Source organism: Rhodococcus sp. 66b (assembly GCF_002076325.1).
GTDB lineage: Bacteria > Actinomycetota > Actinomycetes > Mycobacteriales > Mycobacteriaceae > Rhodococcus_F > Rhodococcus_F erythropolis.
The window spans coordinates 155,006-169,417 of the sequence record NZ_MUZB01000006.1; the positions used below are offsets into that span (position 1 = coordinate 155,006).

The 14,412-nt window shown below is 62.3% G+C and carries 19 protein-coding genes; 9 read left to right on the forward strand and 10 right to left on the reverse strand.

Annotation, left to right across the window (positions count from 1 at the left end):
- Positions 1-15 precede the first annotated feature (15 nt).
- Positions 16-1,053 carry a zinc-dependent alcohol dehydrogenase family protein gene (locus B0E55_RS13110; RefSeq protein ID WP_080909852.1) on the reverse strand — a complete coding sequence of 346 codons (1,038 nt, stop codon included), beginning with the start codon at positions 1,051-1,053 and terminating at the stop codon, positions 16-18.
- A 167-nt stretch (positions 1,054-1,220) separates the two neighbouring features.
- On the opposite strand from B0E55_RS13110, the gene B0E55_RS13115 reads away from it, so the two are divergent.
- Positions 1,221-2,105, forward strand: a complete 885-nt coding sequence (locus tag B0E55_RS13115) for a helix-turn-helix transcriptional regulator (RefSeq protein WP_007729733.1) — start codon at positions 1,221-1,223, stop codon at positions 2,103-2,105.
- A gap of 26 nt (positions 2,106-2,131) precedes the next feature.
- Here the strand turns inward: B0E55_RS13115 and B0E55_RS13120 are convergent, their stop codons facing one another.
- The 5 genes from B0E55_RS13120 to B0E55_RS13140 form a co-directional block, all read right to left on the reverse strand.
- Positions 2,132-3,274: a GGDEF domain-containing protein gene (locus B0E55_RS13120; protein WP_020909360.1), complete on the reverse strand. Its 1,143-nt coding sequence runs from the start codon at positions 3,272-3,274 to the stop codon at positions 2,132-2,134.
- A gap of 118 nt (positions 3,275-3,392) precedes the next feature.
- Positions 3,393-3,857 carry an RrF2 family transcriptional regulator gene (locus tag B0E55_RS13125; protein WP_020909359.1) on the reverse strand — a complete coding sequence of 155 codons (465 nt, stop codon included), beginning with the start codon at positions 3,855-3,857 and terminating at the stop codon, positions 3,393-3,395.
- Between the two features lie 62 nt (positions 3,858-3,919).
- The gene (locus B0E55_RS13130; RefSeq protein WP_019745597.1) at positions 3,920-4,669 is read right to left on the reverse strand and encodes an SDR family oxidoreductase; all 750 of its coding nucleotides are present in this window, start codon (positions 4,667-4,669) and stop codon (positions 3,920-3,922) included.
- A gap of 75 nt (positions 4,670-4,744) precedes the next feature.
- Positions 4,745-5,593, reverse strand: a complete 849-nt coding sequence (locus B0E55_RS13135) for an LLM class F420-dependent oxidoreductase (protein ID WP_024487511.1) — start codon at positions 5,591-5,593, stop codon at positions 4,745-4,747.
- A 44-nt stretch (positions 5,594-5,637) separates the two neighbouring features.
- On the reverse strand, positions 5,638-5,958 hold the full coding sequence (locus tag B0E55_RS13140) for a GYD domain-containing protein (protein WP_007729728.1): 321 nt from the start codon (positions 5,956-5,958) through the stop codon (positions 5,638-5,640).
- 81 nt (positions 5,959-6,039) lie between these two features.
- Between B0E55_RS13140 and B0E55_RS13145 the strand changes: the two genes are divergently transcribed.
- The 4 genes from B0E55_RS13145 to B0E55_RS13160 all read left to right on the forward strand — a co-directional run bounded on the left by B0E55_RS13145 (position 6,040) and on the right by B0E55_RS13160 (position 8,151).
- Positions 6,040-6,222, forward strand: a complete 183-nt coding sequence (locus B0E55_RS13145; RefSeq protein ID WP_007729726.1) for a hypothetical protein — start codon at positions 6,040-6,042, stop codon at positions 6,220-6,222.
- 44 nt (positions 6,223-6,266) lie between these two features.
- On the forward strand, positions 6,267-7,082 hold the full coding sequence (locus B0E55_RS13150; protein ID WP_019745594.1) for a DUF72 domain-containing protein: 816 nt from the start codon (positions 6,267-6,269) through the stop codon (positions 7,080-7,082).
- Positions 7,083-7,152: 70 nt separating this feature from the next.
- Positions 7,153-7,662 (forward strand): hypothetical protein, encoded by a 510-nt coding sequence (locus B0E55_RS13155; RefSeq protein ID WP_080909853.1) that lies wholly within the window; start codon positions 7,153-7,155, stop codon positions 7,660-7,662.
- Between the two features lie 33 nt (positions 7,663-7,695).
- Positions 7,696-8,151, forward strand: a complete 456-nt coding sequence (locus tag B0E55_RS13160; RefSeq protein WP_007729721.1) for a PPOX class F420-dependent oxidoreductase — start codon at positions 7,696-7,698, stop codon at positions 8,149-8,151.
- Between the two features lie 2 nt (positions 8,152-8,153).
- On the opposite strand, the gene B0E55_RS13165 is transcribed toward B0E55_RS13160, so the two are convergent.
- Positions 8,154-8,597 (reverse strand): winged helix-turn-helix transcriptional regulator, encoded by a 444-nt coding sequence (locus B0E55_RS13165; RefSeq protein WP_019745592.1) that lies wholly within the window; start codon positions 8,595-8,597, stop codon positions 8,154-8,156.
- Between the two features lie 117 nt (positions 8,598-8,714).
- On the opposite strand from B0E55_RS13165, the gene B0E55_RS13170 reads away from it, so the two are divergent.
- Entirely contained in the window at positions 8,715-9,119 is a 405-nt protein-coding gene (locus B0E55_RS13170) for a PaaI family thioesterase (RefSeq protein WP_080909854.1), read from the forward strand.
- A 1-nt stretch (position 9,120) separates the two neighbouring features.
- Here B0E55_RS13170 and B0E55_RS13175 read toward each other — a convergent pair whose 3' ends face one another.
- Entirely contained in the window at positions 9,121-9,636 is a 516-nt protein-coding gene (locus tag B0E55_RS13175; RefSeq protein ID WP_019745590.1) for a MarR family winged helix-turn-helix transcriptional regulator, read from the reverse strand.
- Positions 9,637-9,694: 58 nt separating this feature from the next.
- Here B0E55_RS13175 and B0E55_RS13180 point away from each other — a divergent pair, with 58 nt between their 5' ends.
- Positions 9,695-11,128, forward strand: coding sequence for an FUSC family protein (locus tag B0E55_RS13180; protein WP_080909855.1), 1,434 nt, complete (start codon positions 9,695-9,697; stop codon positions 11,126-11,128).
- Positions 11,129-11,186: 58 nt separating this feature from the next.
- Complete coding sequence (locus B0E55_RS13185; protein ID WP_080909856.1) at positions 11,187-11,786, forward strand: TetR/AcrR family transcriptional regulator; 600 nt, start codon at positions 11,187-11,189, stop codon at positions 11,784-11,786.
- A gap of 21 nt (positions 11,787-11,807) precedes the next feature.
- On the opposite strand, the gene B0E55_RS13190 is transcribed toward B0E55_RS13185, so the two are convergent.
- Positions 11,808-12,248, reverse strand: a complete 441-nt coding sequence (locus tag B0E55_RS13190) for a VOC family protein (RefSeq protein ID WP_020909353.1) — start codon at positions 12,246-12,248, stop codon at positions 11,808-11,810.
- Between the two features lie 175 nt (positions 12,249-12,423).
- Here B0E55_RS13190 and B0E55_RS13195 point away from each other — a divergent pair, with 175 nt between their 5' ends.
- On the forward strand, positions 12,424-13,587 hold the full coding sequence (locus B0E55_RS13195) for an alpha/beta hydrolase family protein (RefSeq protein WP_007729711.1): 1,164 nt from the start codon (positions 12,424-12,426) through the stop codon (positions 13,585-13,587).
- 64 nt (positions 13,588-13,651) lie between these two features.
- Here the strand turns inward: B0E55_RS13195 and B0E55_RS13200 are convergent, their stop codons facing one another.
- Entirely contained in the window at positions 13,652-14,383 is a 732-nt protein-coding gene (locus B0E55_RS13200; protein WP_019745586.1) for a TetR/AcrR family transcriptional regulator, read from the reverse strand.
- Positions 14,384-14,412: the final 29 nt, after the last annotated feature.

The window sequence follows — 14,412 nt, forward strand, 5'->3', positions numbered from 1 at the left end:
TTCGCAAGTGGTGGATTACGGGCGGACGAGGACCTTCAACGATTCACGGGAGTCCATGGCTCGATAGCCTTCCGCTACGTCGTCGAGCCCGACGGTGTGGTCGAAGACCTTGCCCGGCTCGATCTTTCCGTCGAGCACATCCGGCATCAGCTCTTCGATGTACGCGCGCACCGGAGCCGGTCCACCGGTGAGCGTGATGTTGGGTCCGAAGAGCGTCCCGAATCCGATTGGAGCTTCTTCGTATTGGGGTACTCCGACTCGGCTGATGACGCCGCCCGGTCGGACAACTCCGAGTGACTGCTCGTAGGCAGGCATGTGACCTACCGCTTCGAGGACGACATGAGTGCCGTCGCCTCCGGTCAGTTCGCGGACTTTCTCGATGCCCTCGTCCCCACGTTCGGCAACTACATCGGTGGCTCCGAACTCGAGACCGAGATCCGTGCGGGTCTTGTGGCGCCCCATGAGGATGATGCGCTCGGCGCCGAGGCGTTTGGCGGAGAGCACTGCCATCAGCCCCACGGCTCCATCGCCGATGACCGTGACCGTCGTGCGTTGGTTGACGCCACCCTTGACCGCCGCGTGATAGCCGGTGCCGAAGACGTCGGAGAGCGTGAGCAGTGACGGCAGGAGTTCGGAGTCCTCACCGACCGGCGCCTTGACCAGGGTGCCGTCTGCCAACGGCACTCGGATGGCCTCCGCCTGCCCTCCTCCGATCCCGTTTCCGGCCCAGAATCCGCCGTGGCGGCAGGACGTCTGCAAGCCTTCGCGGCAGAAGTCGCACGTCCCGTCGGACCAGGCGAAGGGGGCGATGACGAAGTCGCTCTTCTTCAACGTGGACACCTCGCGACCGGTCTCTTCGACCACTCCGACAAATTCGTGGCCCATCGGGGAACCACCGGGTGTTGCCGGCATGTTGTGGTAAGGGTGCAGGTCAGAGCCGCAAACGCAGGCCCTGACGACCCGCACGATCGCGTCCGTCGGCTGCTGCAGTACCGGATCGGGCACGGTCTCGACCCGAACGTCTCCGGCGCCGTACATGATGGTTGCTCGCATGGTGTCCCCTCTTGCTTCTGGTGTCGCGTGCTTGGAAGTCGACGCTTCTGCGTGAACCGGTCGACTGCAATCAGTCAACGCGGCGCCTCGCGAGCGCGGGAGTGTCTGTTGTTCCAGGTAACGGCAGTACCTCCCTCGGTCTTCGCCGCTCGAGTAACGTGAACTGCATGGACAACCGAGCCGAGATCCGCGAATTCCTCAGCTCCCGTCGTGCTCGCATCACACCCGAGCAGGCAGGGCTCCCGGCTTACGGCGGAAACCGTCGCGTCAAGGGGTTGCGCCGTGAGGAAGTCGCTCTGCTCGCCGGTGTGAGCATCGACTACTACGTGCGCATGGAACGCGGAAATTTGGCGGGAGCGTCGGACTCGGTGCTCGAAAGTCTTTCCCGAGCACTGCAACTCGACGAAGCCGAAACTGCCCATTTGTACGACCTCGCGAAGGCCGCCAGTGCAGGCGCACCGAGTAGAAAGCGGCCCGCCCCCAAGGGCGTGAGCCCGGCGATTCAGCAGATACTCGACGCCATCACCGACGCGCCGGCGTGGGTACGCAATGCCAGGCACGACATGCTGGCGGCCAATCGCATGGCGCGCGCGTTGTATTCGCCAGTCTTGGCTGATCCGCGTAGGCCGGCGAACAACGCCCGCTTCGTGTACCTGGACCCGGCGTCGCAGGACTTCTTCGTAGATTGGGAGCGCGCGGCTGACGACATCGCCGCGATGCTCCGCTCGGAAGCGGGACGCAATCCCCATGACAAGGCGCTGACCGAGCTCATCGGTGAACTTGCCACTCGCAGTGAGGTATTCCGCACCCGGTGGGCGAAGCACAATGTGCGCTTTCATCGGACGGGATTCAAGAAGGTTCGTCACCCCGTAGTCGGCGACCTGGAGCTGAACTTCGAGGCGATGGAACTGCCGTCCAATCCCGGGCTGACGCTGCTGGTCTACACCGCGGCGCCGGGGACGCCCACGGCTGACGCACTCAAACTCTTGGCGAGTTGGGCGGCAACCCAGGATCAGTTGGATCCGGCGAACGACAGCGAAGCGGCGCTCTGAGTTCGGTCGGCAAGTAGACCTGTCGATCAGCTCAGATGCGTTACCGCCCAGGCCACCTGGTCTCCACCCCGTCGTTTGGCTCGATACATCGCGTTGTCGGCGTCGGCAAGTATCCGATCGATGGTTCCTGAAGCGTCCGGGATTGTCGAGGACAGCCACACGCTGGCTCCGACGCTCACGGAAATCGACTGCCGACCGGCGGGCCGCGATATCGAATTGTGAATGTCCACCACGGTTTGTTCGATGCGACGTGGCTCCACGGGCATGAGAATCACGAACTCGTCGCCGCCTGTCCGGGCAACCAGCCCGACCTCTCCGACCGCTGAGTTCAGACGCCGACCGACTGTCACCAGCATCCGATCACCTTCTGCGTGACCCAGTTTGTCGTTGACGCTCTTGAACGAATCGACATCGATCACCACCGCGAGGACAACGTGTCCTTGGAGTTCGCCGACACCGAACAGCTGTTGCCAGACGTTGTGCAGCCCACGTCGGTTCAGAGCAGCGGTGAGTGGATCGCGCCAAGAGTGTCGTGCATCGTCGGTCAAGTACAAGACGAGGAAATGCACGGTCATCGCGGCGGACGCGATAACACACCCGATGACGAATCCAGTGGACACCGACAGCGAAGAATCGGTATCCGGATCGGTTACAGCGCGAATTGTCAGTAGGGCAACGACGAACAGCGCGCCGACGATCTGTGCCGTGACTATTCGAGGGCTGTGGAATACCGACGAATAGTTCGCGACGACCACGAACAGAACGGCGCCGGTCAATGCCAGGAAGCTCGAATGGATTCCGGCGAGAAGTATCAAGGACAAGCAGATATTGGTGAGCGAAATGAAACGAACGGATTGGTGGTGGCTCGGCCAGGACCGTCCGAGTGACCAGCGAATCATGCAGTAGAGCGCGATCATGCATGCTGTGCCCGCCGCGAGCCGTTCAGGGAGGTCGGTTGCGCCACCCTTCACGAATTGAGCCAGTACGGCGAGTGCCACGAACACGGCGCACCAAAAGGTGACGACCACTCTGGCTGTCCCCAACATCGATCGAGCAGCCAGAAACCGAGGGAACCATTCACCGTCGTAGGCAAGAGACCACCAGCGACGCAACAGTCCAGTTGTTTGACGAATGTTCTGCCCCAACCCCGCAGCGCCACTGACTCCCATGAAACCCCCTCCGAGATCTTGCGAAAATTCCCGGAAGATTCTTCGTCAAGATTTGATCCCCGAACAAGGTACCCGATAGTTGAACGATGGATTGATGTCTCGTGAGGTGTGGGCCGCTCTAAGGTGCGATCGGTGTGGTCAGGATCTTTCTGAGTGCCGGAAGATCCAGGGTTGCAGCAAGATCTGCAATCGTGACTCCCGACAGCGATGCGCGCCAGGCTTTTTCGGCGTCGGCCATGACTTTGGCAATTCCGCAGGCGGAACGGCACTGCTCCGGTGGAGCGGCGAGGATTCCTTGCTGTCGAATCTCCGTGCACCGGAACGCAGGTTCGGTGCCGTCAACGGCCTGGACGACGTCGAGAACGGTGATTTTCTCGGGAGCCCGGGTGAGGACGTACCCACCGTCTCGGCCCTCGGTCGGATTGACCAGACCGGCGTGCGCGAGCGCTCGCAGATGCTTCGCCAGGTATGTCTTCGACACCCCGTGAAGTTCGGCGAGTCTGGCTGTGGGTACCGGCCCCTCGGCCTGGCTGAGAACCACACAGCAGTGGAGTGACCACTCCACGCCTCCGGAAAGCTTCATGGTTGAACTCTATCGACGCGGTGGAACGTGATGCGGGCCGGACGTCGCTCGAGTGGTCGACGTCAGGCCTTCTCGGCAAGCCACGCGTCGTACGTTGTCGGCGCAATCCATGCGTCGGCGCCGGGTGTCGGGGTGAGTGCCGAGTTGTCGAGTTTCGCGCCGAAGTACCCGGCCTCGGGATCGGAAATCACCGAGCGCTTGTCGCCGGTGACGACGAACAGACGCCGGACCAGTTCGTCGATACCCAGCGGTTCGGGCCCGGCGATCTCGACCGTGCCGTTACGCGGCGCACCGGTCACTACCTCGGCGACGTGAGAAACGACGTCCCGTGATGCGATGGGCTGCAGATGTGCCTGTGTTGCATGGACCGTGCCGTCGGTGGTTCCGGCGTCGGCGATTCCGGCGACGAACTCGAAGAACTGGGTCGATCGCACGATCGTATATGGGGTCGGGCCGGCTTTGACCAGGTCTTCCTGGGCGACTTTGGCTCGCATGTACCCGGAATCGGGCAGTCGATCGGCGCCGACGATGGACAGGATGACGTGGTGACCGACGCCCGCCTTCTCTTCTGCGGCGAGGATATGGCTGGTTCCGTCACGGAAGAAGGCCAAGACGTCTTCGTCCGACCACGACGGAGAATTGGTCAGATCCACGACGACGTCGGCACCATCGACTGCTTCGGCGATTCCTGCGCCGGTGGTGATGTCGATCCCGTCTGCGCGGCCGAGTGCCTTCACCTCGTGCCCGGCGTGAGCGAGCTTGGCGGCGACCTGGCTTCCGATCAGTCCGCTTCCGAAAATGACGATCTTCATGATTTTCTCCTTTACTCGGATAAGTCGTGTCCAAGTATACTCGGACACAACTTATCCAAGTCAAGGGTTGTCTGATCAGCCGAAGAGTTCGGCTGCCAGTGCTTCGTAGGTCGCGAGCGGATCACCCTCGGCGGGAAGTGCTTGGATCGCAACGTGATCGGCACCTGCCGCGACATGCTCCCGAAGTCGATCCGCGATGGACTTCGCGGTACCGCGCGCAACCAGAGCGTCGATGACGCGATCGTTTCCTTCGTTCGCCAACTCTTCGGGCGCAAAACCGAGGCGCTCGAGATTGCTCGTGTAGTTGCGCAGATACAGATACGGGTTGGCGACGGCGGGGCGACCGATTGCTCTGGCCTTCTCCGGATCGGTTTCCAGAACAACCTTGTGCTCGGGGGCAAGAATCTTCGAAGGACCGAGGATTTCACGAGCTTCGGCGGTGTGTTCGGGGATGGTCAGGTACGGATGCGCGCCGGCAGCGCGATCTGCGGACAGTTTCAACACCTTCGGTCCCAGTGCGGCGAGGACGCGCCGCGATTCCGGGACCTGGGCCTCGTCGAGTTCGTCGAGGTACGACACGAGCGAGGCGTACGGCTTGGTGTAGTCGCCGGTCGCCTCCGGATGTCCGACGCCTACGCCGAGCAGGAATCGCCCCGGATGCGCGGCTTCGAGTCGGTGATAGGACTCCGCCACCTCGGCCGCAGGTGAGGACCAGATGTTGACGATTCCGGTCGCCACGGTGATGTGCTCGGTCGCGTCGAGAAGTTTCTCGGCGATCCGTAGATCGGCGCGTGGTGAGCCGCCGATCCAGATGGTGCCGAAACCGAGTTTCTCGATCGCTGTTCCCAGTTCGGGCGGCAAACCAGCCGCTCCTCGCCAGATTCCGTAGGTGCCCAGGTCAGGTGTTTTCGTAGTCTCCGTCACAGCGGGTGCAACTCGGCTGCTGCCGGGATCTATTCCTTCCGTCGTCATTTGCCCGGCGCGCGGTAGTCGGTCGGTCGCTTGACTGCCTCGTCGATCTGCTCCGGCGTGAGCAGCGTGATCGACTCCGAGCGTGCTGCACCTGCCGCAGCCGTGCGAATGCTCAATGCGGCTGCCGCGACGTCGTCCGGCAGGTTGCCGATGACGAACATGTCGTGACCGCCCAGCGCGAAGTGGCAGGATTCGACTGTGCCACCGATGCTTTCGACCATTCGCGTTATCGCGTCGCGCCGCGCAGTGCCTCCCTCCTGCTGTAGGCCGGCGGCGCCGGAGGGTGAGTACGTCACTTGCCAGAGGTATTTCGGCATTTCCACTCCTTGCTCGGGATGGGTACTTCGATCGTGTACCCGTAGGGCGCTCGGTGGCAATGGGTAGGGGACAATCACGGCATGGTTGGAACTCCGGTGATCGTGACTATCGTGTCCGTGTGTGTAGGTTTTGTGATCTTCATGCTGGCTGCCAGTGGTGCACGCGGAAAGTGGGACCGTCGCCTCGTGATCGCGTTGTTCGTCGGTGCGGTGGTGTGCCTGACCGTCGTACCGGTATCCGTCGCGCTCAGTGCCGGAGTGTGAAACACGGAGTGTCAAAACGCTCGAGTGCCGCTTAGTCTGAATCGATGGCAGATATTCGGGTAGGTATCTCCGGGTGGACGTATCCCGCGTGGCGCGGAGATTTCTATCCGAAAGGTCTTGCTCACCGCAAAGAATTATCTTATGCCGCAGAGAGATTGACGTCGATCGAGATCAATGGCTCGTTCTATGCCCTGCAGAAGCCGGAAAGCTACACCAAATGGCGCAGTGAAACTCCCGAAGATTTTGTGTTCGCGATCAAGGGCGGCCGGTACATCACGCACATGAAACGACTGCTCGACGCCCGTGACGGACTCGCCAACTTCTTCGCCGCCGGAACACTCGCCCTCGGCCCCAAACTCGGACCGATCCTGTGGCAACTACCTCCGACGCTGCAGTTCGAACCGCAGCGGTTGACCGACTTCTTCGACGGTCTTCCCCGCACCACCCAGGCTGCAGCCGATCTGGCAGCACAGCACGACGACAAGCTCACCGAAGACCGAGTGTTCGCCCAGACCGAGAGGGATGTGCCGATTCGCTACGCGGTGGAAGCGCGGCACGCCAGCTTCGAGACCGACGAAGCCGTGGACCTGATGCGCGAGCACTCCATCGGTTTTGTCGTCGCAGACACCGCCGGCAGATATCCCCGCATCACCACTCCGACTACCGATTTTGTCTACGTGCGGATGCACGGGGACAAGGAACTGTATGCGAGTGGGTACACCGACGAAGCTCTGGACAAGTGGTCCAAGCGCTTTCGGGATTGGATGGACGAAGGCCTAGACGTGTACGTCTACTTCGACAACGACATGAAAGGCTTTGCGCCGCACAACGCAATGTCCTTGTTGGAGCGGCTGCGCTGACGGATCGCCTGGCCTGTCGGTGGGATGTGGAAGGCTTCCGCATGAACGCGAGGACCGAGGAGATACCACGATGACGCCAGACCAGCGGACGCCAGAACAGAGCTGGCCGACGCATTGGCCGAAGGTCGCCCGTGACATCGCCGATGCCACGGCCGACGCACTCGCCGCGGTGCGGGCGGCAAATCGTGACGGACTGCTCGTGGCTGTCGAGGAACTGCGCGGGCTCTCGTTCGAGCAGGTCAGCTCGGTTCACGCGGCGATCGTGCGCGAATTGCTCGAGGACACGCATCCGGACGGCTTGTCCAGCGAGGACGTGCAGGATGCTCTTACTGCCTGCGCCAAGTCCACAATCCTGTGGCTGCCGGATCTGGACGTGCAGGCGCTCGCTGCGGTCTACACCGGGGCGCTCGGGATTTCGGATCTGGAAGACGATTCGTTCCGCATCGGGCACGGCGCGTACCTGCGTTCGGCGGTTCTGGTCATCGGGAGTTTGTCGACCGGAGTGAAGAAAGCTCAGAGCGCGTACGTCATTCGTGCAATCGACGAAATCGCACGTGCTCAGACCATCGAGATGCCCTGAGCGTCAGCTCGTAAATCGAATTAGGCTGAGGTCATGTCCAAGATCGCCAGCGCAGATCGTGTTTCGTTTGCCGAACTCCTCGAGTTCATCAGGCCGCGCCATCGGGCCACGTTCGTCACGGTGAAGAAATCCGGCGAGTTGCAGATCTCTCCGGTGACGTGCGGGGTCGACGACGAGGGCCGGATCGTCATCTCCACGTACCCGGAACGGGCCAAGGCCGCGAACGTTCGCCGCACCCCGGCGGTGTCTCTGTGTATCCACTCCGACGAGTGGAACGGTCCGTACGTCCAGGTGAACGGAACCGCGGAGTTGATCGACCTCCCGGACTCGGTGGAACCGTTGGTCGACTACTACCGATCCATCGCCGGTGATCATCCCGACTGGGACGAGTACCGCGAAGCCATGCGCAAGCAGGGTAAGAGCCTGATCCGCGTCACCGTCGACTCCTGGGGTCCGATCGCAACAGGCGGGTTTCCGCCCGGACGCTGACGCTATCGAGCGGGTGGCGAGAGTTCGACTACGTGCGCATCTCTGGCGGCCAGCGGTTCTTTGCAGTGTGCGCACACAACTTGGGCGTGCAGGATCTCACCGCAACGATGCTCGACGACGGTAGGCGGCGGACCCGTCGTCGCAAAGGTATCTCCCCATTCCATGAGTGCCATCAGGATCGGGTAGAGCGCCTTCCCTGATTCGGTGGCGACGTATTCGTAGCGCGGTGGATGGTCTTCGTAGCGACGCTTCGTGAGGACGTCGGCCTCGACGAGGGTGCGCAGACGCGCGGCGAGGATGTCGCGGCTCGCACCCGTGCCCGCGGCGATCTCGTCGAACCGTCGTTGTCCGAGGACGATTTCTCGGAGCACCAACAGTGACCACTTCTCGCCGACGACCTCCAAGGCGTTGGCGATGGAGCAGTTGCGTCCTTTTGTCGCCGTCATCTCTGGGCCCCTGTTAGTTGGAGAAGTTAGTTGGGAATTCCAACTTAGCACTTGACGGTATGTATTCGAGGGCGGAAGGTAGGTCGAGAAATCCAACGGAGCAGATGAGGGGTCGTCATGACGGAATTGAATCTCGAGGCAGCAAGCGGATTTGTCAGCGCTGCCGGATTGCAACTGGACGAGGTGTCCGGCACGAAGGTCGTCGGGCACATCGATCTGTCCGAGGCGCATCACACTCCGTGGGGTGTAGTCCACGGCGGTGTCTACACGACCGCCGTCGAGTCGGCCGCGAGTATCGGAGCCAGCACTGCATTGGCGGATCGTGGCGAATTCGCCGTCGGCGTCCACAACGGAACGAATTTCCTGCGGGCGCGTACGGGTGGGCGCGTGGACGTCGTGGCTGTGCCGATTCAGCAGGGACGCGTTCAGCAGTTGTGGTCGGTGGTCATCACCGATCCGGAATCGGGCAAAGAGGTGGCGCGAGGTCAGGTGCGATTGCAGAACGTACCGCTGCCGAAGTAGGTCAGTCCCAGATTCCAGAGTCGATGTTGCGTGAGATTCGTTTGAGCAGTGCCGTCAACTGGGCGCGTTCGTCCTCGTCGAGTCCGGTCAGTACTTGACGGTCTCGCTCGACGCGTCGGGGAAACTCTGCCTCGACCAATGCGCGACCGGCATCGGTGAGTTGAAGCAGAACCACCCGTCCGTCGTGTTCGAAACGCTGACGCTCGACAAAGCCCAGCTTGGCCAGACGGTCTGCGTGTTTTGTGGTGGCGGCGCCGCTGACCATCGTGACGGCGGTGACTTCACTCGCTCGCAGGGGACGGTCACTGCGAGCGAGTGCACTCATCACGTCGAATTCGGCGCGAGAGACCCCGCTGGACGCCAGGGCGCGGTCGAGCTGGTGAAGAGACTGCGCGTTGATGCGGGCGATCCGGCCCATCACTTCGACGGGAGCGGTGTCGAACTCCGGGTAGGCGCGCTTCCATTCGCGACGGACTTTGTCGATGAAGTCGTCTTCGGATCTGTCAGTCGCACCCATGGCCCCATCTTAGCGACAGAATTCACATTACTTCACAAGTAATTTACTGGTGAAATAAATGTATGCTGAGTCGGTGACCCGAACCGAAACCGCAGCCAGGACGCCCAGCCGTCTCACTCATTCGAGTGAGGCCATTGCACATACGGTCTCCGGGGCGACGTGGCGAGCGGCTTTTCGCGTCGGATCCGCCGACGCGACAATCGCCCCCGCGATCAGGGTCGGGCTCGCCACCGCCGTAGTCCTCGTGGTCGGCGGACTGCTCGGGCATCGGGAGTTGGCCGGCTTCGCGGCCTTGGGCGCGCTGTGCGCCGCGTTCGGTAGGTACGAGCCGTATCCCCGGTTGGCGGGCAAGCTGGCGATGGTCGGTGCCGCATTGGTGGCTTCCATCGCTTTCGGCAGCGCAATGGGTGTTGTGGGCGTTCCGATGTGGTTGCAGATCGGCATCCTGTCGTTGCTGGCCGGTGCGTCGTACTGCTTCATGTCGGGCTTCCGGATCACCGGACCAGGGCCCGTCATCCTCGTCTTCGCGGCGACCGGTGCAGCCGGATATGCCTCCAGTGTCGATGATCTGGCGAGGCTGGTGACTGCCGGTGCGCTCGGAGTTGTGGTCGGTTGGGTGGCCGCGATGCTCCCAGCGCTCGTACTGCCGATGGGACCTGCCCGTCTGGCAGTTGCTCGTGCAGTCTCTGCGGTGGGACGTCTCGAACAGTCCGGCACAGGCGCAGTGGAACCGGCGCTCGGATCGATTGCCAACGCCCGCTTGGTCATTGCGTCGAGCGGTCGGATCAAGTCGACCGTCGATCACGGACGCGAACTGGTGGCAGTGCTCGACGAAGCAGAAGCGGCAGTACAGCAATGGCAGTTGCACGGCGACGCGACTTTGATCCGGAGTATTGCTCAGCACGAGAAGGAACTTCGGAAGCTCAAGCGCTCCAGCATGATCGAACACGACCTCGCGCCGGCGCCCACGCTTGCCGCCCCCGAGGGCTATTTTCTCGAAGGATTGCGCCGACTGTATTCGCGCCCGGTGCGGATGAATGCTCTCCGCATCGTGGCGGCCTCGGCTCTGGCCGGTTGGCTCGCGGCAGGAGCCGGGTTGGAGCATCCGCTGTGGGCGTCGATGGGTGCCATCGCCGCGATGCAGGGACTGAACTACAAGCAGACCGTCCAGCGCGGGATTCAGCGGTTGGTGGGAAATGTCGGCGGCGCCGTCGTGGCCGCTGGGCTCATCGCATTGACACTCGGCTACTGGCAAGCCGTTGCCGTGATCGTGATTCTGCAGACTGCTGCGGAGCTGCTCGTGATCAAGAACTACGCGCTGACGTCACTCGCCGTCACTCCGATGGCACTGCTTCTCATCGGTTTCAGTGCCCCGATCGGGACCGAAGCGGCAGTGGCTCGCGTCGCAGACACTCTCATCGGCGTGGTGATCGGTATCGTCGTCGCTGCTGTCACGATCAGTCGATCGGATCGCCACCACGTCACCGTGTAACCGGTACTGCTGTGTTTCCGGTACTGCTGTGTTTCCGGTACTGCGTAGGCTCCTGCAGGTGGAGGACAGCACGCCGATCGACGGCCGAAAACTGCGTTACCAGCATCGCCGTGCCGAATTGCTCGCGCAGGTAACCGCGTATGTCACGGCGAACGGCGTCGGTGAACTGTCCATGCGGCCGTTGGCCAAGGACCTGGGGATCAGCCATGCGACACTCATCCACCATTTCGGTTCGAAGGAACAACTACTCACTGAAGTAGTCGCAACCCTGCGAGACAGCTCTTCTCTCGACATCTCTTCCGGGACCGACATCGTCGAGATGTTGACGAGTTACTGGAATAGGCGCACATCAGCGGAATCGTTGCCGAGCTTTCGCTTGATGTTCGAGATCTACGGACAGGCGTTGTTGCATCCGGAGCGGTATCGCGAGTTTCTCGATCATGTGGTGGGGGACTGGTTGGGTGGTTTGACGGAAGCGGCGCTCGCGCATGGATGTCCGCCCGATCGCGCTGACCGCTACGCGACGATCGTGTTGGCGCAGATTCGGGGGTTGACGCTCGATCTCGTGACGACCGGTAATCGCGTCAGAATCGACGCGGCGTTTGCCGAATTCGCGGCCGCGATGGGCGCTCTGGTCAGCTCGTGGAAGGCGATCTGACGGTCCGATTGCCGTGACGCTTCAGGCGATCTGCTCGAACAGGGACACGATGATCCCTTCCGGCCCACGCACGTAGGCCATGCGCACGCTGTTCTCGTACTCGCCGATCCCGCCGATGAGCCCGTAACCATCCGCAGCCACCGCGTCGACCGCCGCCTGGAGATCGCCCACCTCGAAAGACACGTTGCGCAGACCGATCTCGTTGGCCATCGGAGCAGGCGATCCGGGTACGTGGTCGGGCCTGACGAAGGACGAGAGCTCGAGCCGTGACCCTTCGCCCGGAGGGCGCAGCATGGCGATTTCACACTTTGCTCCAGGGATACCGCAGACGGTTTCCACGAACTCGCCCTCCACGGATCCGGTGCCCTCCACCTCGAGACCCAGAACGACGAAGAACGCCGTCGCTGATTCGAGGTCCGCGACGGTGATGCCGATGTGGTCGAAACGCTGTACGTGTGCCATGGACACATCCTCCTACTGTTTCTTCGTGCCGGTTCGATACTGGGTCGGAGTCGGGGCCGGGATCTCGACATGTACGTGTCGCAAAGCTGCAAGATTTTGCTTGACCGATCGGTTAAACAAAATCTACGATAACGTCCAACGAGGTCGCCCACCGCACGAACCGGAGTCGTCAGACGTGAAATTCCAGTCGAAGTCGTTTGCCCGCATATCCATCGCAGCCCTCTGTGCTGCAACGATCGGCTCCGCCGTTGCTGCGCCCATCGCGTCCGCGCAGGCGCCGAGCGCGTCGCAAGCCACCGGCACTGTGGTGTCGAGTGAGCCGCTACCGAAGGATCTGTGGATTCCAGGTACCGCCGACGCCAAGCGATTCACGTACTGGACCATCGGTTCCAACGGCGGGCCCGCGCTGAGCAGTGGCGCGTACTACGTCCCGGCCGGCCCGGCACCGGAAGGTGGTTGGCCCGTCATCGCCTGGGCGCACGGCACCACCGGACTCGACGATTCCTGTGCCCCTTCGCTGGTCGGTCCCGGCCTGCCCGAACGTGACTACCCGTACCTGGGGCGCTGGCTCTCGGAGGGCTACGCCGTCGTCGCCACCGACTACGTCGGTCTGGGTACACCAGGGCTGATGCCGTACCTCGACGGAAAGGTGGAGGCGCACAGCGTAGTCGACTCGGTCAAGGCGGCCCGGGTCATCGACTCCTCCATCTCGAATCGTTGGGCAGTGGTCGGACAGTCGCAGGGCGGCGGTGCGGCCATCACGACGGCCCGCTACGCAACCGAGTACGGAGGGGATTCGCTCGACTACCGCGGTGGCGTGGGTACCGGAGTGCCGGCCAACATCGAGTTGACCCTCCTGCCTGCCGGTCCGGGCTTCCCTCCCATCGCCCTCGGCGGCGGGTTGACGTCGTACGCGCTCTACATCCTCGCGGGCTTGCGGGAAGCGCACCCCGAGATCGACTTGAATTCCTACCTGAACGACTTGGGAAGGGAAAAGGTCGACTCGGCCGAAAAGCTCTGCGCCGCAGACCTGGACGAGGCATCCAAGGATCTGGTCCTCGGTGACATCTTCTCCCGCCCGCTCAGTCAGATCCCGAACTTCCAGGGTCTGCTGAACGATTACATGGGTGTACCGACCAGTGGATACGACCGCCCTATCTTTATCGGCCAGGGCCTGCTTGACGTGGATGTCCCTGCACCGTCTGCACTTTCGCTGGTTGCAGCGTTGGTCGCCAACGGTGAACCGGTCACGTTCAAGACCTACAACACCGATCACAGCGGCGCTTTGGTCGAATCGCAGGCCGACACGATTCCGTTCGTCGCGAACCTGTTCCGCTAGGCATACCGAGAATCCAGATCATCCGCGGGGTCGCTGTCGCACAAGTGCGACAGCGACCCCGCGGTCATTTCTGTGACTCTTTGATTGCGTCCAGTCGCGCCTCTAGACCGTCGAGGACACGGTCGAGTGTGTAGCGATAGTGTTCTGCCCGTGTTGCTTCCGCAGCATCCGGTGGACCGGCAAATTTCCCGATCAGTGTCTCCATCGATGAACGGGGATCTGAGGGTCCGTCGTTGCTCAGGCGTTCCAGCATCGCGCTGTGATCGGGTGAAGGCTGTCCGCTGGGAATGCGCCTGGCGTCGTTCATGGCAATCAGTGTGGTTGTCGAAGTGAAGGCGACGGTGTAAGCCTGAGCGGCTTCTTCCCCGAACCCGGCGGCGGTCAGTGAAGCCAATCCGGCCTCCATGAGTTCCCGGCTGCGCTGGGTGGCAACTCCGTTCATCAGCAGCCACTGTGCCGCGCCTGGACACTCGATCAAGGCCTCTCGCATCTGCAAGAGCAGATGCGTCAGCCATTGACGCCAATCTTCTTGTGCGGATGGCACGTTCACGGCCGACACCGCACTGTCGACCACCGCAGCCGAGAGTGCGTCCCGATCTCCGACGAGTCGATAGACGACGGAGAACGACGTATCGAGTTCGCTGAGCAGCTGCCGCAGTGACCAGCCCTCGACTCCGTGCTCGCGACTGAGCCCGAGCGCCACGGTCAGCACGGCGTCCGCAGTGATCCCGGTGTTGTAACTCCGGCGGCGCTGTGATTTCGCGGCGGACTTCTTGTCAGGTGATGGCGCAGTCATGGTCCGACCGAGCTTAGCGGCGTCGGATC